This is a genomic window from Nocardia sp. NPDC006630, from assembly GCF_040611495.1.
Classification (GTDB): Bacteria; Actinomycetota; Actinomycetes; order Mycobacteriales; family Mycobacteriaceae; genus Nocardia.
Window position 1 is genome coordinate 26,085 of the sequence record NZ_JBEXOK010000014.1, and the last position, 26,277, is coordinate 52,361.

The following is a 26,277-nucleotide window of genomic DNA, read 5'->3' on the forward strand; positions in this document are numbered from 1 at the left end:
CGCACATTCTATGGCAGAGATAGAAAACATTCGGTTCACGAAGGGATGATTCACCTTCGGTCCCCGCTTGAACCGGGCATGACAACATTGCAAGACAAGAAACTGGTCATCATCGGCGCCGGGTCGGGCATTGCCCGCCGCATCGCGGACGACGCGACAGCGCAGGGCGCCCAGGTGATTTCGGTCGGCCGTCCCGAGGTGGATCTGACCGACGAAGCGTCCATCCATGCGCTGGCCGAACGCGTCGGCGAGCTGGACTATCTGATCTCACTGGCCGCAGACCATGCCAATGGCCCGGTCACCGAATTGGACCGCGATGCGATCCACCGCGCGTTCGACGCCAAGGTCATCGGCCCGATCCTGCTCGCCAAACACCTCGCGCCGAGCTTCCGGCCGGGTGGCGCGATCCTGCTGTTCTCCGGTGTCGCCGCCTGGCGACCGGCTCCCGGGCGCTCGGTCATGGCCGCCACCAATGCGGCCGCCGCCGCCCTGGCCGAGGCACTCGCGGTCGAACTGGCGCCGCTGCGCGTCAATGCCCTCTCCCCCGGCATCATCGATTCCGGCGCCTGGGACGGCCCCGGCAAGGACTCGTTCTTCCGGACCGTCGCCGCACAGAACCCGGCCCGCCGCGTGGGCGACCCCGCCGATATCTCCTCCGCCGCCCTGCTGGCCCTGACCAACCCGTTTCTGACGGGCACCACGCTGCACGTCGACGGCGGCGGCAGACTGGCCTGAGCCACACCACCGCAGCGGATGGCCGTGCGATCGCCCGCTCAGGGCTCGATCATGAGCGGGCGGTGCGGGTGCACCTCCACGAAGGCGACCAGGTCGCCGTAGGGAGCGGTGCCCTGCTTGAAACGATGGACCATGCGCGCCAAGGCATTTCGCGCGCCGTATTTGATGCGCATGCCTTCGTGCGCCCGCTCGACCAGAAAATCGTCCCGGACGATGTGGACGCTGCCGTACTGCTGGCGACTGCCGACCATCGGGCGGCCGCGCCAGTCTCCGGGCTGGATCATCACCCGGCGATCCTGCCCCAGCTGTTCGGCTTCGATGTCGTAGGAGGAGAGCAGGAAGTTCAGCCGGCCGTATTCGGCGGGAACGACCAGGTGCGCCATGGTGACGAGACGGCCCGGCTCGGTCGGCCGGGTCACCAGAACGGATTTCGCGTCCCACCACAGCGATCCCCGTTGCCATGCGCTGCGGCCGGGTTGAGCAGCGGGCAGCGCGCTCCGGGGGATGGGCATGGTGGTCGCAGATGCAGAAGGCGTCGTCATAACCGTCTTGACTCCAAACTCGTTGTTCTTCAATACCTTTCGAGCACAGACCCAGTGAACGTGGGTGGGATCGACAACTACCCGTTGCCGCCGTGGCAACGGGTGAAAGCCGTAATTGTCCCGATTTCGAGGTTAGCGTCGCTTACGGATACGTGCCACGACCGCCGAGCCGTGTCTGTCACATCGTGACCATGCTGGGTATCACCAGCCGGTGCGCACCGGGAATCGCTAGTCGGTGAGCTTGGCCTGGAAGGCGATGCGATCGCCGCGATAGAGCGAGCGGACCCGCTCGATCGGGACGCCGTCGGTATCGATGCTGCGGCGATGCAGCAGCAGCATGGGCAGCGCGGTGGTGCATTCCAGCAGCGCTGCCTCGCGCGGGGAGGCCAGCATGGTCTCTATGCGTTCGGTAGCCGAGGCGTAGGCGACGCCCATCTGACGGGTGGCGGCGTACAGCGAGGTTTCGGGGTTGTAGAACTCCCGGAGCACGGCAAAGCGTTCGAGCGGCATGAAGGTGCTCTCGAGGCCGATGCGCTCACCGTCGGCCAGCAGGATTCGCTCCAGATGCATGACGAGGGTGCCGGGAGCGAGGGCCAGATCCTGCGCGGTATCGGGGTCCGCGGGGATATCGGCCCACTCGACCAGCAGACGGCCGGGCGCGCGCCCGAACTTCAGCGCGCCTTCGGTATAGGAGCGAAGAGTCAAGGGCTGCACCATCTTCGGGCGCGAAACCACCGTGCCGCGACCCTGGCGGCGAATGCGGCCCTCCACCAGCAACTCCCGCAGCGCCTGCCGCACGGTCTCGCGCGCCACCCCGCAGCGCAGGGCCAGATCGCGCTCCGAGGGCAGCGGATCACCCTCGTTCAGTTCGCCCAGTAGCGACTCCAGCTCGGTGCGCACCCGGTACGACTTCGGGATGCGCGCCTCGGCGGCGGAAAGGGCGACTTCCGTCGTGTCCATGCCCTGAAGCATACCCACGATTGGTCTATACCAATTGTTAACCTAGCGTTTGCACACGAAACACCCGTAGGTCTAGACCATTGGCCACCATAGGTCGCATGCGATTGGTCATCATCGGCGGCGGCATCATCGGTACCGCCCACGCCCTGGCCGCTATCGGACGCGGCCACGAAGTGGTCCAGCTGGAGCGGGAGGCGGAGGCGCGCGGCGCCACCGTCCGCAACTTCGGTCTGGTGTGGGTATCCGGGCGCAGCGCCAGCGAATTGGAGATCACGCTCCGCTCCCGGCAGCTGTGGGAGGAGATCGGCGGCAAGGTGCCGGGTGTGGGCTTCCGGCCCGCGGGCTCGATCACCCTGGTGCGCACCGAAACCGAACTGGCCGTGGCCGAGGCCGCCATGCGCGATTCCTCGGCCGCCGAGCGCGGTTTCGAACTGCTGGACGCGGAGCGCGTGCGCGCCGTCAACCCGGCGCTGCGCGGCAAATTCCTTGCCGGACTACACTGTTCGACCGATGCCGCGGTGGAGTCACGGCAGGCTTTGCCCGCGCTGCGCCGCTATATGGAGGCCACCGGGCGCTACACCTTCTTCGCCGGCACCGAGGCGCGCACCGTCACCGGCACCGCCGTCCTCGACGATCGCGGTCGCCGCCACGAGGGTGATCTGGTGCTGGTCTGCCCGGGCGCGGCGCACACCGGCCTCACCCGGGAACTGGTCGGCGATATTCCGGTGCGCCGGGTGCGGCTGCAGATGATGCAGACCGCTCCGCTCGGCGAACCGCTCACCACCGCCGTGGCCGACGGCGACAGCTTCCGCTACTACCCGGCCTTCGCCGGTGCGGAACTGGATCGGCTCAATCGTGAAGAGGCGCAGCCCTTCACGGCCGCACAGCACAAGATGCAGCTGCTGTGTGTGCAGCGCCTGCACGGTGGGCTCACCATCGGTGACACCCACGAATACGACGAACCGTTCACCTTCGATGTGGACGAGGCCCCCTACGAGCACCTCACCGCCGTGGCGGAGGAACTGCTGGGCCGCAAACTGCCGCAGGTCGTGCGGCGCTGGGCCGGCGTCTACAGCCAGTCCATCGATCCGGGCGCCATCGTGACCCGCGCGCAGGCCGACGAGAACGTCTGGGTGATCACCGGTCCGGGTGGGCGCGGTATGACCCTCGGCCCCGCGATCGGCGAAGAGACCGCCGACCTGCTCAATCTCTGAACCTCCGTCAACTGTAAGGAAATTCCTTGTCCGACAAGCAGATCGACCTCGCAGTGCTGGATATGGCGGGCACCACGGTCGAAGACGACGGCCTGGTCATCCGCGCCTTCGAGCAGGCCGCGACCGTCGCGGGCATTCCGCTCGAGGGTCCGGAGCGCGAAGCCGCCCGGCAGTACGTGATCGACACCATGGGTCAGTCCAAGATCACCGTCTTCCGCGCCATCCTCGGCGATGAGGAGCGCGCGCAGCAGGCCAATATCGCCTTCGAGACCGCGTACTCCGAATTCGCCGATGCGGGTGTCACCCCGATTCCCGGTGCGGCCGAGGCCATTTCGGCACTGCGGGCGGCCGGCATCAAGGTGGCGCTGACCACCGGCTTCAGCCGCGGCACCCAGGACAAGCTGCTCAACGCCCTGGGCTGGAACGATATCGCCGATCTGACCCTGGCTCCCTCCGATGCCGGACGCGGCCGCCCCTATCCGGACATGGTGCTCACCGCCCTGCTGCGACTGGGCATCGACGCCGTGGATCGTGTTGCGGTGCTGGGCGATACGACCAGCGATATCGCCACCGGCCTGGCCGCCGGCTCCCGGATCGTCGCGGGCACGCTGACCGGCGCGCACGACGAGGAGCAGCTGCGGGCCGCGGGCGCCACCCACGTGGTGCCGTCGGTCACCGAGTTCGCGCAGCTACTGCTGGCCGAACGCGCTTGAGTTTCCGCCGCCCGAGGCGATTTCGCACCGGGCGGCGGATGCAGTGAATAACACCCCTTCGATCGACCCCGTCCCACGAACTGGCTCTGTCCATTTACTGAAAGTGCAGTCACCGTGCGTAATACGAACAACCGCCTCGCACGCACCATCGCCCGTACCGCTCTGATCCTCACCTCCGCCACCGCGGTCGCGTTCAGCCTCACCGCCTGCGGCGGCACCGGCAGCGACTCCAGCGGTGGCAAGACGGTCACCGTCTACTCCGCCGACGGTGTCGGCGACTGGTACAAGACCCAGTTCGCGAAGTTCAAGGACCAGACCGGTATCGCGGTCAATCTGGTCGAGGCCGGTTCCGGCGAGGTCGTCAACCGGGTCGAGAAGGAACAGTCCAACCCGCAGGCCGACGTCATCGTCACGCTGCCGCCGTTCATGCAGAAGGCCGAGAAGTCGGGCCTGCTGCAGAACAGCGGCGTCGATCTCGCCGCCTTCGGCGCCGCCGACAAGGACGCCAATGGTCAGTGGGTCACGCTGGCGGGCAACTACCTCTGCTTCATCGCCAACCCGTCGGTCAATGCCACCAGCGTGACCTGGGACGATCTGCTCAAGCCTGATTACAAGGGCAAGGTCCAGTACTCCACCCCCGGCCAGGCCGGCGACGGCACCGCGGTGCTGATCCTGCTGCAGCAGCTCTACGGCAAGCAGGGCGCGCTGGACTACCTGACCAAGCTGCAGGCCAACAATGTCGGCCCGTCCTCCTCCACCGGCAAGCTGCAGGCGAAGGTCGACAAGGGTGAGCTGCTGGTCGCCAATGGCGATGTGCAGATGAACCTGGCGACCATCAAGGACAACAGCTCCAAGTTCAACGTCTTCTTCCCGGCCACCGCCGACGGCAAGCAGAGCACCGTCGCGCTGCCGTACCTGATGGGTCTGGCCAAGGGCGCTCCGCATTCCGACGGCGCCAAGAAGCTGATGGACTTCCTGCTGTCCGCTGATACGCAGAAGACCCTGCCCGATGCCATGGCCGTTTCCGCGCGCACCGACGTCCAGGCCGCCCCGGCCGCCGCCGGCACCGTGAACCCGGCCTCGGTCGTCCGCAATGTGACTGTCCTGCACCCGGATTGGACCGCGGTCCTCGACTCCCTCGATGCCGATGTCGCCGCGTACTCGAAGGCCACCGGCAGCTAACTGAATCAACCCCAGGAGCAACCATGTCTTCCGCGTTGACGACATCCACCGTGGCGAATGCCGCCGCCATCGAACCGGCCATCGTGTTCGACCGGGTCGGTGTCACCTACGGCCGCGGCCGTAAAACCACCGTCGCACTCGCCGATTTCAACCTGCGCGTCGCCGCGGGAGAAACGGTTGCCCTGCTCGGCCCCAGCGGTTCCGGCAAGTCCACCGCGCTCAAGGCCCTGGCCGGCTTCGTCCGGCCGACCTCGGGCGCGGTGCGACTGGGCGGCCGCGATGTCACCGACCTCTCCCCCGCCAAACGCGGTATCGGAGTGGTGGTGCAGTCCTATGCGCTCTTCCCGCATATGCGGGTGCACGACAATGTGGCCTTCGGGCTCAAGGCACATCAGGTGCCGCGCAACGAGATCGCGGCCCGGGTGACCGAGGCGCTCGACATGGTCGGCATGGGTTCCTATGCAAAGCGGCTGCCGCGGGAGCTGTCCGGCGGGCAGCAGCAGCGGGTGGCGATCGCCCGCGCGCTGGCCATCCGGCCCAAGGTGCTGCTGCTCGACGAGCCGCTCGCGGCGCTGGACGCGCAGCTGCGGCAGTCCATGCTGGGTGAGCTGCAGGAGCTGCGAAAGGCATTGCCGGACACGGCGATGCTGTATGTCACCCATGATCAGGCGGAGGCGCTCGCGCTGGCCGACCGGATCGCTGTCATGCGCGATGCGCGGCTGGTCGATATCGATACCGCGCACAAGCTGTGGCAGCAGCCTTCCACCGATTTCACCGCATCCTTCCTGGGCGGCGCGAATCTGCTGCCCTGCACCGTGCGGCACGTCGCCGGTACGGCGGCCCTGGTCACCGTCGGCGAGCACACGCTGCAGGCGGAAGCGCCGCAGCCGAGCGTCGGGCGGCCGGACTGGGTGCCCAATGCCGATGCGCAGCTGTGCGTACGCCCGCACACCGTGCAGATCGTCGCGCTCACCGAGCGGGACGCCTTGCGCGGCACCGTGAACGCCGCCGTCTGGAAGGGTGCGGTCACCCGCCTGCACCTCACCGTGGCCGGTATTCCCGTGGAGTTCACCGCCGAGGTGCCCGGGCATACCGAACTGGCCGCCGGTGATGAGGTGGGCGTGCGCTTCCCCGACCCGGCCGGTGTGCTGATCCCGCCCGCCATCGGAACCGGCTCTGCCGCAGCTGATTCCGGGGTGCGGGCATGAATTCGAGCGCACTGCCGCGCCGTCGGCCCCTTGACTCGAACGACCTGGAGGGTGCCGGCCCGCCAGCACGTGACCGTCGTTCGACTACGGCCACGCGTCCCGTGAGGGGGGACGTGTGGTCCGAACTTTTCACCGGAGTCGCCGCCGCACGCGATAGGAGACAGCCGTGACCGCTGTACTCGAAACTCCCACCGCCCCTGCGGCTCCGGAGTCCGCCGGGCCGCGGCGCTCGCTGCGGCCGATCCTGTGGACGCTGCCGCCGGTGCTGGTGGTGCTGTTCATCGCCGTGTATCCGATCGTGCGTGTGCTGTGGGAGTCCACCACCACCAAGGGCGGCGGGCGCGGCACCGGCACCTGGACCAGCGTGCTGGCCGAGCAGTCGGTGCGAAATGCGCTGTGGCGCACCGTCACCATCGCGGTGTCCTCGACGATCGGATGCCTGCTGCTGGGCACGTTCCTGGCAATCGTGCTGGCCTTCATCCCGTTTCCGGGTTCGCAGCTGGTGGGACGCCTCATCGACACCGTGCTGACGCTGCCGTCGTTCCTGGTGACGCTCGCCTTCACCTTCCTGTACGGGACGGCGGGCGCGGTGAACGCGCTGATCGAAAAGCTCACCGGCAGTGCTGAACCGGCGCTGAACTTCCTGTCCACGCCGTGGGGCATCATCTTCGCCGAGATCACCTTCTTCACGCCGTTCGTGGTGCGCCCGCTGCTGGCGGCGTTCGCGCAATTGCCCCGGGAGCAGTTGGATGTGGCCTCCAGCCTCGGCGCGACACCCTGGCGGGTGCTGCGCCAGGTGGTGCTGCCGGAAGCCTGGCCCGCACTCGCCGCGGGCGGCAGCCTGGTATTGCTGTTGACGCTCAACGAATTCGGCATCGTGCTCTTCACCGGCGCCAAGGGTGTCATCACGCTGCCCGCGCTGATCTACACGCGCGGCATCGTCACCTTCGATCTTCCCGGTGCGGCCGTGCTGGCCTCGGTGCAGGTACTGCTGTCGCTGACGCTGTACCTCGGCTACCGCCTGCTCTTCGCCCGCCTGACCAGTACCCGACAGGAGAGCTGACCATGCTGGTGTGGACTCGCCGCGGACGTCTCGCGGTACTGGGCGTATTCGCCCTGGTGGTCACCGTCGTCTTCGTGGCCCCGATCGCCACCGTGGTCGCCGCCGCGCTGGCCGGGCGCTGGACCGGCCCGCTGCCGTCGCATCTCGGCCTCGCGAATTTCGACCATGTGCTCTCGGGCGAGGAATCGGCCAGCCTGTCGGTCAGCCTGCAGACGGCACTGCTGGCCGGACTCCTCGCCCTGGTGCTCGGCACCTGGGCCGCCCTGGCCTCCCGCGAGGCCCCACAGTGGTTACGCCGCATCACCGATGCGGTCTTCCACGTCCCGGTGGCCGTCCCCTCGGTAGCCATCGGCCTGGGTGTGCTGATCGCCTTCAACGAGCGCCCCCTGCTCCTGGGCGGCACCAAATGGATTGTCATCCTGGCCCATACCGTCCTGGTCCTGGCCTACGCCTTCAGCGGCGTCTCCGCCGCCCTGGATCGCCTCGACCCCGGCTACCAGCAGGCCGCCGAATCCCTCGGCGCCGGCCCCGCCCGCGTCCTCTTCCGCATCACCCTCCCCCTCCTGCTCCCCGCCCTGGGCGCGGCCGCAGGTCTGGCGGTAGCCCTCTCCATGGGCGAACTGGGCGCCACCATCATGGTCTACCCCGCCACCTGGAAAACCCTGCCCGTCAGCATCTTCGCCGCCACCGACCGCGGCGAGGTCTTCAACGCCGCCGCCAGCACCACCCTCCTGGTAGCCGTAACCCTCGTCGCCCTGATCATCCTGGGCCGCCTGAGGGGCCGCGCGGCCCTGCGCTGAGACCCCGCCGCGCGGGCCGGAGAATGTTGCAGTGCAGGCAATTCCCCGATATCGCCATGCGCATTTCTTATACCAATTGGTCGGTATTTAATTGCGGTAGAAAATGCAGCTGGACCGGTGCCGAATGGTCGGCACCGGTCCAGCTATTTCTTCAGGGAGGGATCGGCCTGAAGTTTTTACAGGCCCGCAGCGGTAGCCAGGAGGGCGCGGGCGTGGGTGTCGTCGGCGGTTTGGATGAGGCCGGCGGCGAGGAGGTGGGCGGCGGCCAGGTGGAGGGCCGAATCTCGCAGGGTGGTCAAGGTTTCGGTCAACTCGGCCGCTTTGGATTCGAAGCCGTGCTGTAGTTGACGGGACGAATCGAAGGCGCCGAAGCCGGTGAGGGTGTGGATTCGGCGGGAGTGGTCCACTTGGGGGTCCAAGGCGTCCGCGAATCGCAGGAAGGTTGCGGCGCACTTGCGGGCGACCGACGTATCCATGCGGAAGGCGCCGGACACCGCCTGGTTGTACAGCGCAGCGGCCGTGGTCTCTCCGGCATTCATGATCGAACTCCGTCCATTTAATGTGAAATGCCTGATTTCACTCGCAATTTCGCGAAGTCATGTTCAGGCATGGAGGGAAAGCGATGCGGTGGATGGCAAGGAAAGAGGCGGAGCGGGTGTGCCGCGCCAGTCGACCACGCGGCACACCGGGCGGGGCGCCCCGTTGCGCCCGCCGTCTTATGGCGGGCGACGTCTGAACGGCTGTTGACGTCACCGCTGGTGACAATGGCTCCGTACCAATGCATCAATTGTGTCAATGCATTTGGAATCACTGTTCTGGTAAACGGATGCGGCCTCCGGCCACGTCGATTACGAGATCAGTGTAACCGTCGACCAACTCGGCCAGATGGTACCAGTGTTTATGGGTGTTATCGCTGCCCGCACCGTCGTGATCGATCACCTGATTGGCTTTCACCCAGCTCCTGGCCATGCGGTCGACGACCGCCCCCAGGCTCTCGGTGTGCACCAGCGCACCACTGCGGTGCTGTGGCAGTTCCTGTTCCACCCAGTCATTGATATCGTCGACGAGTTCGATGCGCCGGCAATCGATCTCGGCAACCAGCAGGGAATCCCCGATCTCCGCTCGGCGTTCGTGCAGCTCGGCCAGAGCGTGCGCGGACCTGAGCAGAACTCGATCTTGAAAGCGCCGCCCCTGGAAGGCACAGAGTAATTGCGGGGCAGTCGGCAGAACGCTGGCTATCGACATGGTCATCGGGTCGCCCCACACGTACCTGACAGCATCACTAATCGCACCAACATGATTGGTCTCCGAAATCAGCTATACCGGTCATCGGATCGGTTGTTCACGAATAGGCTAGCCGAATCATGCTCTTACAAATGCAAGAACGCAACAGTGCGTTCTTGCTAGTGCGCAAGACGAAAGGGTTGTCATGGCGGGCAAGCGAACTGTGCTTACTGTCCGTTTGCGCAGACTCGCGGCGATGCTTCACGAGATGCGTGAAACAGCCGGACTCAGCAAAGAGGTGGTCAGCGCCAAAACAGGCATCAACGTCACCACCCTGTACCGCATCGAGACCGCACAGGCCAGGCCACAGCGCCGCACCCTGACGGCCATGCTGGAGCTCTACGAGATTCCCGAGCCACAGCGTTCAGATGCCTTGCAGTTGCTGGTGGACGCGCTCAAGCCCGGTATGGCCAGGTCCTTCGAGGACGCGGTATCGGAGGTCTACGGCGCGTACATCAACTTCGAGGCCGAGGCGCTCTCGGCGCGCTTCTTCCAGGCCTCGTACGTCCCCGGCCTGCTGCAGACCGCCGCCTACGCCACCGCCGTCTACCAGACCACCATGCCCAAGATCTCCGATCAGGTGGTGGAGCAACGCATTCGAGCGCGCGAGGAACGATCCTGGGTGCTCACCAAGGATGATCCGCTGGAGCTGTGGGTGGTGCTGGACGAGGCCGTCATCCGGCGACTGGTGGGCGGCAAGGAGGTGATGCGGGAGCAGTTCGAACGGCTGCGCTACCACACCGAGAAGCGCAATGTGATCCTGCAGATCCTGCCCTTCGACGCCGGCGCGCACCCCGGCATGCTCGGATCCTTTACGCTGCTGGACTTTCCGGATCCCGCCGATCCGGAGCTGGTGTACGTGGAGGGCATCGCGAGCGACGAACTGATCGAGGGGCATCCCGAGGTCCGCCGCTACGGCGTCATGTTCGATCAGCTGCGGGCCATGGCACTGAGCCCCCGCGATTCCATCGACATGATCTCGGACACCATGCGTGACCTGGAGTAACCGCGCCACCACCCACCCCAGGGTGCACACCTCACCACCCTCGGAGCGGTGATCGACAGCACTGAGGTTGCTGTCGGGAGCAGCCGAATGCGGCGACAGTTGGATACATAGCCAACAGCACCACACAGCCGCAGCTCCGAGAGGATGATTACCGATGTGCAAGCCGGTCGAATCGCCCGCCACCACCACCGATGCCGAACTGACCCAGGCCGAACTGGACAGCTGGAGCAATCGGCTGGCCCGCATGCTGCTGCGTCGCGGCGTCCGCCCCGGCGATCACGTCGCCATCGTGCACACCCCGCAGCTGGAGTCGATCGTGGCCCGGCTGGCCATCACCAAGACCGGCGCCACCCCGGCGCCCTACACCACCGAAACCACCGCTTCGCGGGCCGATTTCGGCATCACCACCAAGGCCGGCCTGGAGCACTACACCGACACCGGCCGCTGGCTGGTGCTCGACGATCGCTCCACGCTGGTGCAGTACCTGACCGGTTCCGACGCGCCCCTCACCGCCGCGGAGCTCCATCCGGCACTTCCGGCCGCCGCCTGATCCGCCGAATCTCCCCAGCCCGCAGGATGTTTCATGGCTTCCAGCTCTGCCACCTCAGCCTTCGCTCTGTCCGCTGCACAACGTGGCATCTGGTTCGCCCAGCAGCTGGCCCGTGACACCCCCATCTCCATCGCCCAGTACGTCGAGTTCATCGGCCCGGTCGATGTGGACCTGCTCGGCCGGGTGGCCCGGCAGGCGGGACGGGAGTTCGGCACCGGCTATCTGCGCCTCATCGAAATCGACGAGCTGCCATGGCAACTCGTCGACACCACCCTCGACGATCGCATTCTCACCGTCGATCTGAGCGGTGCACCCGATCCGGACGCCGCCGCGCAGGCCTGGATGCGGGCCGAATACACCGCACCGCTGGATCTCACCCGGGACCGGCTGTGCACCGTGGCCATGCTGCGGCTGGCCGAAGATCGCTGGTTCTGGTACTCACGGCTACATCACATCCTGCTCGACGGCGTCGGCGCACTCACCATGCTGCAGCGCACCTCCGAGCTCTACAACGCCATCGCCGCCGGGCGGGAAGTGCCCGAGGGCAAGGCCGAGCCACTGCAGCACATCGTGGAAGCCGATGTGGCATACCGGAACTCGGATAAGCTCGGCGCGGATCGGGAGTACTGGAAACAACATCTCGACGGTATGGCCGAACCACGGCAGCTCGGCGGCCGCGCGGGAGCGGTCGACGCCCATCCCCGGCTGCTCAGCGGCGCACTGCCCGCGGAGACCGCGGCCGCGCTGGCGGCTGTCACCGCCGAACTGTCCACCAGTCCCGCACCCGTGGTGGTGGCCGCCTTCGCCGCTTTTGTCGGCGCCATGACCGGCAGCGGCGAAATCGTGCTGAGCCTGCCGGTCTCCGGCCGCACCACCGCCGCCCTGCGCCGCTCCGGCGGCATGGTCGCCAATGTGGTGCCGCTGCGCCTGCATCCGCAGCCGGGCGCCACCGTGGGTGCGCTGATCCGGGCCACCCAGGGTGAACTGGTGGCCGCACTGCGGCGGCAGCGGTACCGGCAGGAAGACATCATCCGCGATCTGGGCTGGGCCATGGACGAGATCGCCGGCTTCGGCCCGACGGTGAATCTCATGCTGGCCGATACCCGCATCCGGCTGGGCGGGGTGACCGGACAGCTGCACGTGCTGACCTCGGGCCTGATCGACGATCTGTTCGTCAATGTCTATCCCGGCACCGGCGGCGAGCAGACCCATATCGACTTCCAGGCCAATCCGAACCGCTACGACGAGACCGAACTGGCCACCCTGCACGCCCGGTTCCTGGAGTTCCTGCACCGATTCCTGGTGGGCGGGCAGAGCACGCCGCTCGCCGGGGTCACCGCCCTGTCCGCGGCGGAGCGCCGGGAGCTGGCGCCCGCGCAGGGCCGGATCGGTACCCGGCCGCACACCCTGCCCGATATTCTCGACGCCGGCGCACAGGTCGATCCGTCCGCGATTGCCATGCGCGCCGACGGGACCGCCTTCACCTACCGCGAGGTCAGCGAGTACAGCAATCGACTCGCCCGCCTGCTCATCGCCGCCGGCGCGGGACCCGAACGGGCCGTGGCCATTTCGATCCCGCGCTCGGCGGAGTCGGTGCTGGCCATGTGCGCGGTGGCGCGGACCGGTGCGGCCTTCGTTCCCATCGATCCCGGATATCCGACCGATCGCATCGAGCACATGATCACCGACAGCCGGGTGGTGGCCGGGGTGACCGTGGCCGCCGCGCGCAGTGCGCTGCCGGATCGGGTGCAATGGCTGGTCATCGATGACGAGGCCGCCGAAACAGCGCTCACCGCAGTCGATTCCGGCCCGGTCACCGATGCCGACCGGCTCGCACCGGTGCGGATCGACCAGCTCGCCTATCTCATCTATACCTCCGGTTCCACCGGACTGCCCAAGGGCGTCGGGGTGACGCACCGCGGGCTGTCCAATCTGGTGACCGGCTCCGGCACGGCCTTCGGAGTGCGCTCGGATGCCGTGATGGCGCATGCAGTTTCGCCGAGTTTCGATATTTCGGTGGAGGAGCTGCTGGTCGCATTAGCGGTGGGAGCGACCGTGGCGGTGGTGCCGCCCGCCGCCTACGCGGGTGAGGAACTGGCGCGCGTCCTGCGCGCGCTGGAGGTCACGCATTTGAATGTGACTCCGGCCGTGGCGGGTTCACTCGAGGTGGCGACGCTGCCGCGATTGCGGACCCTGGTCGTCGGCGGCGATTCCTGCCCGCCGGAGCTGCCCGCGCGCTGGGCCGGGCGCACGGTGCTCAATGGCTACGGGCCGACCGAGACCACCGTGACCGCGACGCTCAGTGCGCCGCTGACGCCGGGTGAACCGATCACCATCGGCGCGCCCGCCCGCGGGGTCGGCGCGGTTGTCCTCGATCCCTGGCTGCGACCGGTCCCGCCCGGAGTGACGGGTGAGTTGTATTTGAGCGGAGCCGGATTGGCGCGGGGCTATCACCAGCGCATCCGATTCACCGCCGAGCGGTTTGTCGCGAATCCCTTCGCCGCCGGTGAGCGTATGTATCGCACCGGAGATCTGGTGCGGTGGCGGCGGCGCAACGGGCGCTTCGAGCTCGAATTCGCGGGGCGCGGCGACACCCAGGTCAAGGTGCGCGGGTTCCGTATCGAACTCGGTGAGGTGGATGCGGCGGTCGCGCAGCACGCCGGAGTGGCGACCGCCATCACGGTGGGCGCGACCACGCCGGGCGGAGCGATCGCGCTGGTGTCGTATGTGCTGCCCGCCCCGGATGCGACCGTCGATGCCGAGTCCGTGAAAGCCACTGTGGCCCGCCAACTCCCGTCGCACATGGTGCCGTCGGTGGTCATGGTCCTTGATTCGCTGCCGCTCACCCCGGCCGGGAAGGTGGATCGGCGGGCGCTGCCGCAGCCGGAGTTCGGCGCGCGCACCCGCACCGGTCGCCCGCCCGAGGGCGAACGGGAGCGCACTCTCGCGACGATATTCGCCGAGGTGCTCGGTACCGACGCCATCGGCGCGGACGACAATTTCTTCGCCCTCGGCGGCGACAGCATTGTCGCCATCCAGCTGGTGGCGCGCGCCAAGGCCGCCGGATTGGGCCTGCGGGCGCGAGATGTCTTCGAGCACAAGACAGTTGCCGCGCTCGCCAGAGCAGCCACGGACGCCACCGCACCGGTCGTGCAGGAGCTGCCCGGCGGCGGTATCGGCCGGGTGCCACTGACTCCGATCGCGGCCGCCATGCTCGATCAGGGCGACAGCTGGCCGCGCTTCGCCCAGGCGGTGCTCATCGGACTGCCGCGCGATATCGACCGGTCCCAGCTGCGAACGGCCGTGCAGGCCCTGCTCGACCGGCATGATCTCTTGCGCAGCACACTGACTCAGCAGGCCGGGTCCGAATGGGAATGGCTGGTCGACAAGCCCGGTTCGGTGGAGGCCGGCGCGCTCATCGAGGTGGTTCGCGCGCCCGCCGATTCCGATGGGGAAGTCGAATTGCAGCGCGCCGCGGATCTGCTCGACCCGTCCGCCGGAGTGGTGGCCCGGTTCGTACTCATCGAACGGGAGGATCGCGATCCGCTGCTGTGGATCGTGCTGCACCATCTGGTCACCGATGGGGTGTCCTGGCGAATTCTGCTGCCCGACTTGGTGACCGCCTGCTCCGGCGGCACGCTGGCGCCGATCGGCACCTCCTTCCGGCGCTGGGCGCACGCGCAACAGGAGCAGGCCGGCGAGCGCGTAGCGGAATTGCCGCTGTGGCAGGAGATGCTGGCGACACCCGATCCGGCACTGGGTGCGCGGGCACTGGATGCCGCGCACGATACCGCTGCCACCATGGAGCAGCTGCGCACCACCATAGATGCCGAAACCACCTCGGCAGCACTGGAACTCATTCCCGAGCTTTTCCACTGCGGCGCCGATGACGCCCTGCTCACCGCCCTCGCTCTCGCGGCCGGCAAGTGGCGCAGGAGCCACCGCACCCTGCTCACCCTGGAGGGCCACGGCCGCGAGGAATCGATCCTGCCCGGCGCGGATATCTCCCGCACCGTCGGCTGGTTCACCAGCGTGTATCCGGTCGCACTGGATCTCGGGGGGATCGATCTCGACGAGGCGTTCCGTGGCGGTCCCGCCGCCGGAGCCGCGCTCAAGGCCGTCAAGGAGCAGCTGCGCGCCATACCGGACAAGGGTGTCGGGTTCGGCATGCTGCGCTACCTGAATCCGGAGACGGCCGCCGAGCTGGCGGCAGCACCCGTTCCGCAGCTCAGCTTCAACTACTTGGGCCGCACCGGGGCTGGCAGTACCGTGGACGGCGACGAAACCCCCTGGCTGCCACGCCGTTTCGCGGCGACCCACGACGATCACGCACCCCTCGCGGCGGCCGTGGACATCAATGCCTTCCACACCGACGCCGGATTGGAAATCACCTGGGCGTACGCCGCGCGACTGGTCACGCAGACCCAGGTCCGCGACTTCGCCGAGCTGTGGGCGGCGGCACTGACCGCACTCACCGACCATGCCCGCCGGACCGGTGCGGGCGGGCACACCCCGTCCGACTTCTCGCTCGTCACCGTGACGCAGCCGCAGCTCGAGGCGTGGGAGCGCGACTATCCGCGGCTCACCGATGTCTGGCCGCTGTCGCCGCTGCAGTACGGGCTGCTGTTCCATGCCCGGTACGACACCGATACCGCCGACGGTTACACGGTGCAGACACAGCTGTCGCTGGCGGGCCGGGTGGATGCGGCGCGGCTGCGGAATGCGGCGCAGAGCATTCTCGATCGGCACGAGGTGCTGCGGGTGGCCTTCATCGAAACGGCGGCGGGACCGCGCCAGCTGGTTGCCGGTGACGCCGAAATACCTTGGCAGCAGGTCGATCTCACCGATATCGTGGATGCCGCCGAGCGACAGCGCGAGCTGACGCGGCTGATCGCCGTCGATGCCGGCACCAGATTCGATCTCGCCCGCCCGCCGCTGCTGCGGCTGAGTCTGATTCGCACCGACGCCGAGGCGTACACGCTGCTCATGACCAATCACCATCTGGTGCTGGACGGCTGGTCCACCCCGCTGGTGGTGCGGGAACTGCTGGCCGGTTACCTCGCCGCGGTCACCGGGCACGAACTCACCGCGGCGCCCGCGCATTCGTATCGCGAATTCCTGGCCTGGCTGGGCGAGCAGGATGAGGCCGCCTCCCTGGCCGCGTGGACCGAAGCCCTCGCGGGCGTGGATTCCCCGACCCGCGCCGTCCCGTCCCTGGCGGAGATCTCCAGTACCGAATCCGGCATGGTGACAGTCGATTTCGGGCCGGAGGCGCTGTCGCGGCTGGAGACGACCGTGCGGGGCGCCGGTGCGACCGTCAATACGGCAGTGCAGTCCGCCTGGGCACTGCTGCTGGCCATGGTCACCGGGCGCACCGATGTGGTGTTCGGCGGGACCGTGTCCGGGCGGCCGCCGCAGCTGTCCGGTATCGAGGAGATGGTCGGGCTCTTCATCAATACCCTGCCGGTGCGCGTGCGATTGGATCCGGCCGAGCGGGTGACCGAACTGCTGGCCCGGGTGCAATCGGAGCAGACCCGGCTGCTCGACCATCAGCATGTCGGGCTGGCCGCGATTCATCAGGCGATCGGGCTGTCCGAACTCTTCGACACCCTCACCGTTTTCGAGTCCTACCCGATCGATCGGGAGACCCTGTCCCAGGCGCTCGATATCGCCGGCATGCGCATTCTGGACGTCTCCGGCACCGATGCCACGCCGTATCCCCTGAACCTCATGGTGATTCCGCAGCGCGCACCGGACGGCGCCGAAAGTCTGCAGCTCACCGTGAAATTCATGACCGATCAGCTGCCCGAGGCGCAGGCGCGGCGACTGCTGGAGCGCTTCGCGCAATTGCTCGGGCAGATCGCGAACCGCCCCGGACTGCGGGTGGCACAGCTGCAGCACTGCGATCCGGCCGAGCGGCGGGCTCTGCTGCCGGTGCGCGGCGCCGGGCCGGTGCCGATGCGCACGCTGGCCGAAATCCTCGGCGCCGGTGCGCGAGTCGCGCCGGACGGGATCGCCCTCAGCTCCGGCAACCTCACCATGACCTATCGCGATCTCGACGCCTGGTCCAATCGCTTCGCCCGGATGCTGCTGCGCCGCGGTGTCGGCCGCGAGGTCTTCGTGGTACTGGCGCTGACCCGGTCGGTGGAATCGGTGGTCGCGGTGTGGGCGCTGGCCAAGACCGGAGCGGCGTTCCTGCCGCTGGATCCCAACTATCCGGTGGAGCGCATCGAGCACATTCTCACCGACTCCCGCGCACCGATCGGGGTGACGGTGTGCTCGGTCGGCGAAACGCTGCCGGGCAGTATCGACTGGCTGCTGCTGGACGACCTCAACACCATTCGCCGGGTCATGACGGTCTCGGACGCGCCCATTACCGATGCCGAACGCGGCGGGCCCATCGATCTGAACCAGATCGCCTATCTCATCTACACCTCCGGTTCCACCGGTAAACCCAAGGCCGTACTGCTCAGTCATCGCGGTCTGGCCAATCTGGTGTCCTCCCAGGAGACCTTCCTCGATCTGAACGAGGAGTGCAGCACGCTGCAGGTGGCCTCCCCCAGCTTCGACGCCTCGGTGCACGAAATGCTCATGGCGCACGGGATGGGCGGGCGACTGGTCATCTCGCCGCCGGATGTGTACGGCGGCCCGGAGCTGGAGGAGCTGCTGCGCACCGAGCGGGTGACCCATGCGGTCATCACACCGTCGGTGCTGGCCACCATGAATCCGGACGGGCTCAGTGATCTGCGGAATCTGACGGTGGCCGGTGAGGCGGCCGGACCGGAGCTGGTGGCGGCGTGGGCCCCCGGCCGGCGCATGGTGAACCTGTACGGTCCCACGGAATTCAGCATCTGGGCCACCGGACCGGGCGAACTCCGGAGCGGGGAGGCCATTACCATCGGCACGCCCATTCGCGGGGCGGCGGCCATGGTGCTCGACACCTGGCTGCGACCGGTGCCGGTGGGCACGACCGGGGAGCTGTATCTGACCGGACCGGCACTCGCGCGCGGGTACTTCAACCGATTCGCGCTCACCGCAACACGTTTCGTGACCAATCCGTACGGATCGCCCGGCGCACGCATGTACCGCACCGGGGATATGGTGCGGTGGGTAGAGAGCGAGCAGGGCGAGCAGACCCGGCTCGAGCTGGAATACCAGGGGCGCAGCGACTTCCAGGTCAAGATTCGCGGCCTGCGGATCGAACTCGGCGAGATCGACGCGGTGCTGAGCGCGGACGACGAGGTCGAATATGCGGCCACCATCGGCTGCCCGGGGCCCGGCGGGCAGACCGTGCTGGTCTCGTATGTGGTCGGACTGGGCGAGCACGATCTCGATACCGAACTGCTGCGCACCCGCGTCGCCGCCGCGCTGCCCGGATACATGGTGCCGAGCTACCTCATCGAACTCGATGAGGTGCCGCTCACCCCGGTCGGCAAACTCGACCGGAATGCCCTGCCCGCACCGGATTTCGCCAGTCTGCTGGAACGGTATCTGGCACCGCGCACCGCGGTGGAGACCGCGGTCGCCGAGGTGTTCGCGGAGGTGCTCGGAGTGGAGAAGGTCAGTATCGACCGATCCTTCTTCGAACTCGGCGGCAATTCGCTCAGCGCGACCCGGGTGGTGGCGCGGGTGAATTCCGCACTGGGCGCGACCATTGCGCTGCGCGATCTGTTCGACGCACCGACCGTCGCCCAGCTCTCGACGCGGGTGGTGCCCGCAGGGGACGGCACAGGCAGGCCCATGCTGGCGGCCCGCATTCGGCCCGACCGGATTCCGCTCTCTCCCGCGCAGCAGCGCATGTGGGTGATGAACCGGCTGGATCCGGAGTCGGCGGCCTACAACATCTCCGTCGCGCTGCGGCTCACCGGCGCACTGGATGTACCGGCGCTGCGGCAGGCCGTCATCGATGTGGTGACCCGGCACGAGACGCTGCGCACCATCTATCCGGCCGATGCCGACGGACCGCGGCAGGTGGTGGTCGGCGCGGAGTCGGCCGCGCCCGAACTGCGGGTTGCCGAGACCGAAGACGGTGCGGCACTGGCCGATCGGATCGCGGCGGTCACCGGCAGCGGATTCGATCTGACCCGGGAATCACCGCTGCGCATCGGGTTCTTCCGGATCACCCCGGAGTCCGAGACACATGTGGTGGTGCTGGTGGTGCACCACGTCAGCGCCGACGGCACCTCCATGGCGCCGCTGGCCACCGACCTCATGGCCGCGTACCTGGCCCGCAGCAGCGGAGCGGATCACGCGCTGCCGCCGCTGCGGGTGCAGTACGCGGATTACTCGATCTGGCAGCGCGAGCTGCTCGGCGACGAACAGGATCCCGATTCCGCTGCCGCACAGCAGATCCGGTACTGGGCGGAGCGGCTGGCCGCGACGCCGGACGCACTGGAACTGCCCGCCGATCGGCCGCGACCGGCGGTGCAGAGCATGCGCAGCGCCGACCTGCCGTTCAGCATCCGGCCCGAATTACACAGTGCCCTCACGGCTTTGGCTGCCGAGACCGAATCCAGCCTGTTCATGGTGGTGCACGCCGCGCTGGCGGTGCTGCTCTCGCGACTCGCGGGCACTCCGGATGTCCTGATCGGCACCGCCGTGGCGGGACGCGGTGAGGCCGCACTGGACGATCTGGTCGGCATGTTCGTCAATACCCTGGCCCTGCGCACACCGGTCGACACCGGACGCGGCTTCCGCGAATTCCTTTCCACCGTAAGGGCTTCGGACCTCGATGCCTTCGCCAATGCCGAGGTGCCCTTCGAACGCCTGGTGCAGGTGCTGGATCCGCCGCGCTCCACGGCGCACCATCCGCTGTTCCAGGTATCACTGTCCCTGCAGAACTTCAACACCCCGGCCCTGGAATTCCCGGGACTGCGGGTGACGGTGGAGCCGTTCGACCGGGATACCTCCCAGTTCGATCTGACCTTCGATCTGCGCGATCCGAATCCCGGTGCGGGACCTGGCGGTTTGGACGGAACCCTCACCTACGCCACCGATATGTTCGATCCGGCCACCGCCGCACAATTGGTGGCGCGGTGGGAGCAGTTGCTGACCGCCATTACCGCCGATCCCGATATCCGGATCTCCGATATCGATCTCATGGCCACGGCCGAACGGGCCGCACTGGTACCGCTGCGCGGGCCACGCACCGGCGGCACCGGCACGCTCGCCGAGATTCTCACAACCGCCTCGGCCTTCCACCCCGATCGCCCGGCCATTGTGGCCGACGGCCGGACCACCACCTACGGCGAACTCGAAGCCGCCGCCGACCGGCTGGCGGACCAGCTCACGGCCGCGGGAGCCGATGTCGAAACCGTGGTGGCCCTGGCGCTTTCGCGCAGCGCCGAGCTGCTCATCGCACTGCTGGCCACCGCCAGGACCGGGGCGGCCTTCCTGCCGATCGACCCGCGCCATCCACTCGATCGCATCGACCACATGCTGTCCGACTCCGGCGCGGTGCTCGGACTGACCACCAGCGTGCACCGGCCACTGCTGCCGGACACCATTCGCTGGGTGCAACTGGACCAGCCGAGCACTCCGGTACGAGCGAAAGAGCCGTGGGAAGAGACCTATCGCGAGATACACCCGGACCACCCCGCCTGGCTGATCTACACGTCCGGATCGACCGGAACGCCCAAGGGCGTATCGGTCTCGCATCGCGGGATCGCCGATCTGGTGCGGGCCCAGCACCATATGCTCGGGCTCAATGCGAAGTCGCGGGTATTGCAGGTCGCCTCACCGAGTTTCGACGCCTCGGCATTCGAGGCGCTCATGGCGTTCGGCGCCGGCGGTACCGCCGTGGTCGCGCCGCCCGATGTGTTCGGTGGTGACGCGCTCGCGGAACTCATTGCCGCACAGCAGGTCACCCACCTGGTGATCACACCCTCCGCGTTGGCGACCATGGATCCGGCCGCTGTGCCGAGCGTGCGTGTGCTCGCCGTCGCCGGTGAAGCCATCGGGCCCGATCTGGTCGCCCGCTGGGCGGCGGACCGAATGCTGGTGAACCTCTACGGACCGACCGAATTCACCATCTGGGCAACAACTTCGGATGTGCTGCGGGCAGATCGGCAGGTCACCATCGGGCGCCCGATTCGCGGTGCGGCCGCCGTGGTGCTCGATGAGCGGCTGCGGCCGGTGCCCCTGGGTGTCGCGGGTGAGCTCTATCTGGCCGGACCCGCACTGGCTCGCGGTTACCACGCGCGCCCCGGCCTGACCTCGGGCCGCTTTGTCGCCGACCCGTACGGCGAGCCGGGCGAACGCATGTACCGCACCGGCGATCTGGTGCGCTGGATCGGTGCGCTCACCGCGCCCCGGCTGGAGTATCTGGGCCGCACCGACTTCCAGGTCAAGGTGCGCGGCCAGCGCATCGAACTCGGCGAGATCGACGCGGTGCTGACCCGCGCCGACCATGTCGAATTCGCTGTCACGCTGGGTGTTCCGGGACCGGGCGGAGCCACCGCGCTGGCCGCCTATCTATTGCCAGCACACGATGCGGAGCTCGATATCGCCGCCGTGCGCGCCCATGCCGCCGATCACCTGCCCGGCTATATGGTGCCGTCGGCGTTCGTGGTGCTCGACGCCATCCCGCTCAATGCCGTGGGCAAGCTCGATCGAAAAGCCCTGCCGCAGCCGATCTTCGAGGCCGAGACCGAATATCGCGCCCCGACGACCGATACCGAATCCACCTTGGCCGCACTGGTGGCCGAGCTGCTCGGGCGCGAGCGGGTCGGTGTGCACGATTCGTTCTTCGCGCTCGGCGGGGACAGCATTCTGGCCATTCAGCTGGTCTCGCGGGCTCGACTGCACGGGATGGAGCTCACGCCGCTGCAGATCTTCGAGCACCGCACCGTCGCCGCGCTGGCCGCGCTCGCGGATGCGGCGGGCGAGGCCGTCGTCCTGGAGGAGCTGCCCGGCGGGGGTGTCGGCGATATGCCGCTCACGCCGATCATGCGGTGGATGATCGAGCGCGGCGGTGATTTCAGCCGGTTCGCGCAGACCGCCGTGCTGGAAATGCCGGCGGGCATCACCCGCGAACAGCTCGTCGCTACGGTCGGCGCGGTGGTCGATCACCACGATATGTTGCGCGCCCAGCTCAGTTTCGAGGACGGGGATTGGCGGCTGCGGACCCGGGAGCCCGGGGCCGTCGATGTGGATGCGCTGCTGCATCGGGTGGAATTCGAGGCCGCCGGCATCAGTGAGCTGCGCGAATACGCCGCGACCGAACTCGATTCGGCACTCCAGCGGCTCGATCCGGCGGCCGGGGTCATGCTGCAGCTGGTGTGGCTCGATCCGGCAGGACCGACCGGTCGCTCCGGAAGATTGATCCTGGTGGCCCACCATCTCGTCATAGATGGTGTGTCCTGGCGCATCCTGATCCCGGATCTCATCGCCTCCTGGGCTCAGATCTCCGGTGGCGCGGCCCCGGTGCTGTCCGAGACCGGCACCTCCATGCGCCGCTGGGCACACGCGCTGCAGGAGGAAGCGCGCAGCGCCACCCGCACCGCCGAACTGGACTACTGGCGCGCGATCGCCACCACCCCGGATCCGCCGATCGGCCGCCGCGAACTCGATCCCGCGATCGACCTCATCGGCACCGTGCGCGCGGTCGATGTCGAAGCACCCGCCGAGGTCACCACCGCCCTGCTCACCACCCTGCCCGCGCTGTTCGGCGGCAGTGTCGAGGACGCGCTGCTGGCCACCCTCGCCCTCGCGGTCCGGCACTGGCGCATTCGCAGCGATGACGACTCGGTGCTGATCCGCATGGAGGGCCACGGGCGGCAGCAGGAGATCGTGCCCGGTGCGGATCTGTCCCGCACCATCGGCTGGTTCACCAGTCTCTATCCGGTGGAACTGCGGCTGCCGGGCATCGATATCGACGATGCGCTGCAGGGCGGTCCCGCCATGGGCGAGGCGATTCGCGCGGTCAAACATCAACTGCTCGCCGTGCCGGACAAGGGCATCGGCTTCAGCCTGCTGCGCTATCTCGATCAGGAGACCGCGCGAGCACTGCCGGAGCATTTGCCTGGGCGCATCGGCTTCAACTATCTGGGTCGCTATGCCGCCGCCGACATTCCGGCCGGGCTGGAGGGACTCGGCTGGCTGCCCACCGACGAATTCGGGGATCTGCACGCCACGGAGCACCCGGATGTACCGGTGACCGCCGAAATCGAGATCAATGCCGTGGTGGCCGGTGACCGCTTGCAGGCGAGTTTCAGCTACCCCGAAAAGCTGGTGCCGCGATCGAAAGTCGCCGCTCTGGCCTGGCTGTGGGTCGAAACGCTCACCGCCGCGGCCTGGTTCGCCGACACCCCGGCGGCCCGGGCGGCCTCCGATGCGGAATCGCGGTATGTGGCCGAGCAGGCGCGCGCCGCACTCACTGCCGTACAACAGGATTCACCGCCCGGACTCGGCCTGGACGTGGTGCTGCCCATCCGGCTCGGCGGTGACGAACCCGCGCTGTTCTGCATCCACCCGTCCTCCGGTATGGCATGGACCTACCTCGGACTGGCCGATGCCCTGCGCCCCGGCCGTCCGATCTACGGTCTGCAGGCTCCGGATCTGTCCGGCGCACCCCATGCCGAGAGCATCGACGACTTCGCCGAGCGCTACGTGCAGGAAATCCGGCGTCTGCAACCGGAGGGCCCGTACCATCTGCTCGGCTGGTCCTTCGGCGGTCTCATCGCACATGCCGTCGCCACAAAACTCCAGGAAGCAGGGGCTCGGATCGGCATACTGACGCTGCTCGACGCGGACAGCACCGATATCGACGGTGACAGCATCGAAAGGCTCACCGCCGGTTCCTTCGTGGCCAGTTTCGGCCAGGTCTTCGGCATCGAGGACGTCCCGGCCGAGGCCACCGCCGACGAGGCCGCCGAGCTCATTCGCGAGCGCATGGGCGGCATCTCGCTGATCGACGCCGCCACCCTCGAGCGCATGGCCGCCTCCTACAACGCCTCCGCCCGCACCCGCACCGGGTATCAGCGGCCGGTATTCCACGGCGACGCACTGTATTTCAGCGCCACCGTCGACACCTCGGAGATCTTCGGGCCCGCCGGCTGGCGGCCGTGGATCACCGGAGACATCACCAATCACGACATCGAAGTCGCTCACGAGGAACTGACCGCACCCCATGCGCTCGCGGCGATCGCCCGCATCCTCGACGAAAACCTCGGAGGGACACCATGACCACAACCAGCAGCGCGGTGCCGTCGGAAGCCGGTGACGGCGTCATCGTGGAAGGCGTCGAGAAATCCTTCGGCGCGGTACAGGCCTTGCGCGGCATCACCTTCCACGCCGCGCCCGGTGAAGTACTGGGCATTCTCGGACCCAATGGCGCCGGGAAGACCACCACCGTCAATATCCTCTCCACGCTCATCGCACCCGATGCCGGGCGTGCCTCGGTCGCGGGGCACGATGTGGTCGCCGAGGCCGCCGAGGTGCGCCGCAGCATTATGCTGACCGGCCAATTCGCCGCGCTCGACGATGCTTTGAGCGGATACGAGAACCTCGTCATGTTCGGGCGGCTCATGGGGTTGCGCAAGCGCGCCGCCCGCGCCCGCGCCGATGAGCTCATCGACGAATTCGATCTCACCGCGGCCGCGAAACGCCGCGTCGGCACCTACTCCGGCGGTATGCGGCGGCGCATCGATATCGCCTGCGGACTGGTGGTGCGGCCGGAGGTGGTCTTCCTCGACGAACCCACCACCGGGCTCGATCCCCGTAGCCGCCAAGGGGTCTGGGATCTGGTCGGCGGATTCCGCAAGCACGGCATCACCACGCTGCTCACCACGCAGTATCTGGAGGAGGCTGATGCCCTTTGCGATCGGATCATCGTCATCGACCACGGAATCGTGATCGCCAGCGGCACGCCCGATGAGCTCAAGGCACGCACCGGCGGCAGCTACTGCGAGATCGTGCCGCTGCGCATGGAGGATCTGCCCGCCATTGCCGGAGCCCTCGGCGATCTGATTCCCGACTCGACTCGCATTGCCCTGACCGGGGATTCGGATCGATTGGCGATTCCCGCACCGGAGGGCGCGAAGACGCTCGCCGAGGCGCTGCGCCGACTCGACAGTGCCGGAATGGAATTGGTGGATATCGCGCTGCGGCGGCCCTCGCTCGACGAGGTCTTCCTGCAGCTCACCGGCCATCCGGCCGAACTGGTCATCGCGGAAGAGGCGCAGTCGTGACCGCCGCGACGGCCGCACCGGCGGTCTGGCTCACCAGCGCCCGTGCCACCCCGGCCACGCTGCGGCAGTGGTGGGTGCTCACCATCCGGCTCATCGTGCCCGCGATCACGACCGGGGAGATCATTACCGCGGTGCTCGCGCCGATCACCTTCACCATCAGCTTCTACATTCCGCTCAATCGCGTAATGTCGTTCGCCGGAACGGGATTCAGCTCCTATGCGCAGTTCATGACACCCATCGTCATGCTGCAGGCGGCCGCGTTCACCGCCATCTCCGCCGCCTTCCGCGCCGCCACCGATATGGTCTCCGGACTGGATCGGCGCTTCGATGCCATGCCGATGCATCCGCTCATTCCCACCGCGGCGCGTATGGCCGCCAATCTCTTTCGCATGCTCGTGGGGCTCGCCTCCGCCGTGGTGAGTGTGTACGTGATCGGCTTCCGGTTCCACGGCCCCGCCTCGCACACCATTGGATTCCTGCTCTTCGCCATGCTCATCGGCATCGCCTTCAGCATCGGCGCGGACGTCATCGGCACCGTGACCAAGAGTCCGGAGGCCACCACCCAGATGCTGGTGCTGCCGCCGCTCATCCTGGGCATGCTCTCCACCGGACTCGCACCGGCGAGCCAATTCCCGCACTGGGTACAGGCTTTCGTGCGCAATCAACCCGTTTCGCAATTCGCCTACGGGCTGCGGGCGCTCGGCGGCGATACCCGCGGGAATGCGGGCGAGGTGACCTGGTCGCTCATGACACCGCCGCTGCTCTGGGCGGCCGCGATCATCGTGTTCTCGCTCATCTGCACCGTCCGGCTGAATATGAAGAGGTCGTGAC

Annotated in this window: 16 protein-coding genes; 12 read left to right on the forward strand and 4 right to left on the reverse strand. The window is 67.7% G+C overall.

Annotation, left to right across the window (positions count from 1 at the left end; translation table 11 throughout):
- Positions 1-78 precede the first annotated feature (78 nt).
- Positions 79-735, forward strand: a complete 657-nt coding sequence (locus ABZX86_RS34660; RefSeq protein WP_355129775.1) for an SDR family oxidoreductase — start codon at positions 79-81, stop codon at positions 733-735.
- Positions 736-773: 38 nt separating this feature from the next.
- Here the strand turns inward: ABZX86_RS34660 and ABZX86_RS34665 are convergent, their stop codons facing one another.
- Together ABZX86_RS34665 and ABZX86_RS34670 are read right to left on the reverse strand one after the other, a co-directional pair.
- Positions 774-1,277 carry a hypothetical protein gene (locus ABZX86_RS34665; protein ID WP_355129777.1) on the reverse strand — a complete coding sequence of 168 codons (504 nt, stop codon included), beginning with the start codon at positions 1,275-1,277 and terminating at the stop codon, positions 774-776.
- A 228-nt stretch (positions 1,278-1,505) separates the two neighbouring features.
- A complete protein-coding gene (locus ABZX86_RS34670; protein ID WP_355129779.1) occupies positions 1,506-2,237 on the reverse strand; it encodes a GntR family transcriptional regulator in 732 nt (243 codons plus the stop codon).
- Positions 2,238-2,335: 98 nt separating this feature from the next.
- On the opposite strand from ABZX86_RS34670, the gene ABZX86_RS34675 reads away from it, so the two are divergent.
- The 6 genes from ABZX86_RS34675 (at position 2,336) to ABZX86_RS34700 (ending at position 8,417) form a co-directional block, all read left to right on the forward strand.
- Positions 2,336-3,451, forward strand: coding sequence for a TIGR03364 family FAD-dependent oxidoreductase (locus ABZX86_RS34675; RefSeq protein WP_355129781.1), 1,116 nt, complete (start codon positions 2,336-2,338; stop codon positions 3,449-3,451).
- 26 nt (positions 3,452-3,477) lie between these two features.
- A complete protein-coding gene (locus tag ABZX86_RS34680; protein ID WP_355129783.1) occupies positions 3,478-4,164 on the forward strand; it encodes a phosphonatase-like hydrolase in 687 nt (228 codons plus the stop codon).
- A gap of 147 nt (positions 4,165-4,311) precedes the next feature.
- Positions 4,312-5,346, forward strand: coding sequence for a 2-aminoethylphosphonate ABC transporter substrate-binding protein (locus ABZX86_RS34685; protein WP_355130009.1), 1,035 nt, complete (start codon positions 4,312-4,314; stop codon positions 5,344-5,346).
- 23 nt (positions 5,347-5,369) lie between these two features.
- A complete protein-coding gene (locus tag ABZX86_RS34690) occupies positions 5,370-6,554 on the forward strand; it encodes an ABC transporter ATP-binding protein (protein ID WP_355129785.1) in 1,185 nt (394 codons plus the stop codon).
- Between the two features lie 166 nt (positions 6,555-6,720).
- A complete protein-coding gene (locus ABZX86_RS34695; RefSeq protein WP_355129787.1) occupies positions 6,721-7,617 on the forward strand; it encodes a 2-aminoethylphosphonate ABC transporter permease subunit in 897 nt (298 codons plus the stop codon).
- A 2-nt stretch (positions 7,618-7,619) separates the two neighbouring features.
- Complete coding sequence (locus ABZX86_RS34700) at positions 7,620-8,417, forward strand: ABC transporter permease subunit (RefSeq protein WP_355129789.1); 798 nt, start codon at positions 7,620-7,622, stop codon at positions 8,415-8,417.
- Between the two features lie 176 nt (positions 8,418-8,593).
- On the opposite strand, the gene ABZX86_RS34705 is transcribed toward ABZX86_RS34700, so the two are convergent.
- Together ABZX86_RS34705 and ABZX86_RS34710 are read right to left on the reverse strand one after the other, a co-directional pair.
- The gene (locus ABZX86_RS34705; RefSeq protein ID WP_355129791.1) at positions 8,594-8,956 is read right to left on the reverse strand and encodes a hypothetical protein; all 363 of its coding nucleotides are present in this window, start codon (positions 8,954-8,956) and stop codon (positions 8,594-8,596) included.
- Between the two features lie 268 nt (positions 8,957-9,224).
- Positions 9,225-9,683: a DUF4254 domain-containing protein gene (locus tag ABZX86_RS34710; RefSeq protein WP_355129793.1), complete on the reverse strand. Its 459-nt coding sequence runs from the start codon at positions 9,681-9,683 to the stop codon at positions 9,225-9,227.
- 214 nt (positions 9,684-9,897) lie between these two features.
- Here ABZX86_RS34710 and ABZX86_RS34715 point away from each other — a divergent pair, with 214 nt between their 5' ends.
- From ABZX86_RS34715 to ABZX86_RS34735, 5 genes are all read left to right on the forward strand, one after another.
- On the forward strand, positions 9,898-10,707 hold the full coding sequence (locus tag ABZX86_RS34715; RefSeq protein WP_355129795.1) for a helix-turn-helix transcriptional regulator: 810 nt from the start codon (positions 9,898-9,900) through the stop codon (positions 10,705-10,707).
- Positions 10,708-10,861: 154 nt separating this feature from the next.
- Entirely contained in the window at positions 10,862-11,257 is a 396-nt protein-coding gene (locus ABZX86_RS34720) for an AMP-binding protein (RefSeq protein WP_355129797.1), read from the forward strand.
- A 33-nt stretch (positions 11,258-11,290) separates the two neighbouring features.
- The gene (locus ABZX86_RS34725) at positions 11,291-24,442 is read left to right on the forward strand and encodes an amino acid adenylation domain-containing protein (protein WP_355129799.1); all 13,152 of its coding nucleotides are present in this window, start codon (positions 11,291-11,293) and stop codon (positions 24,440-24,442) included.
- Positions 24,439-25,446 carry an ATP-binding cassette domain-containing protein gene (locus ABZX86_RS34730; protein WP_355129801.1) on the forward strand — a complete coding sequence of 336 codons (1,008 nt, stop codon included), beginning with the start codon at positions 24,439-24,441 and terminating at the stop codon, positions 25,444-25,446. The genes ABZX86_RS34725 and ABZX86_RS34730 overlap by 4 nt, the downstream gene beginning before the upstream one ends.
- Positions 25,443-26,276 carry an ABC transporter permease gene (locus ABZX86_RS34735; protein ID WP_355129803.1) on the forward strand — a complete coding sequence of 278 codons (834 nt, stop codon included), beginning with the start codon at positions 25,443-25,445 and terminating at the stop codon, positions 26,274-26,276. The genes ABZX86_RS34730 and ABZX86_RS34735 overlap by 4 nt, the downstream gene beginning before the upstream one ends.
- Position 26,277 lies beyond the last annotated feature (1 nt).

Coding starts and splice junctions, on each gene's coding strand:
- ABZX86_RS34660 (WP_355129775.1), top strand. CDS start 79: ATGACAACATTGCAAGACAAGAAACTGGTCATCATCGGCGCCGGGTCG.
- ABZX86_RS34665 (WP_355129777.1), bottom strand. CDS start 1,277: ATGACGACGCCTTCTGCATCTGCGACCACCATGCCCATCCCCCGGAGC.
- ABZX86_RS34670 (WP_355129779.1), bottom strand. CDS start 2,237: ATGGACACGACGGAAGTCGCCCTTTCCGCCGCCGAGGCGCGCATCCCG.
- ABZX86_RS34675 (WP_355129781.1), top strand. CDS start 2,336: ATGCGATTGGTCATCATCGGCGGCGGCATCATCGGTACCGCCCACGCC.
- ABZX86_RS34690 (WP_355129785.1), top strand. CDS start 5,370: ATGTCTTCCGCGTTGACGACATCCACCGTGGCGAATGCCGCCGCCATC.
- ABZX86_RS34700 (WP_355129789.1), top strand. CDS start 7,620: ATGCTGGTGTGGACTCGCCGCGGACGTCTCGCGGTACTGGGCGTATTC.
- ABZX86_RS34705 (WP_355129791.1), bottom strand. CDS start 8,956: ATGAATGCCGGAGAGACCACGGCCGCTGCGCTGTACAACCAGGCGGTG.
- ABZX86_RS34715 (WP_355129795.1), top strand. CDS start 9,898: ATGCTTCACGAGATGCGTGAAACAGCCGGACTCAGCAAAGAGGTGGTC.
- ABZX86_RS34720 (WP_355129797.1), top strand. CDS start 10,862: ATGTGCAAGCCGGTCGAATCGCCCGCCACCACCACCGATGCCGAACTG.
- ABZX86_RS34725 (WP_355129799.1), top strand. CDS start 11,291: ATGGCTTCCAGCTCTGCCACCTCAGCCTTCGCTCTGTCCGCTGCACAA.
- ABZX86_RS34730 (WP_355129801.1), top strand. CDS start 24,439: ATGACCACAACCAGCAGCGCGGTGCCGTCGGAAGCCGGTGACGGCGTC.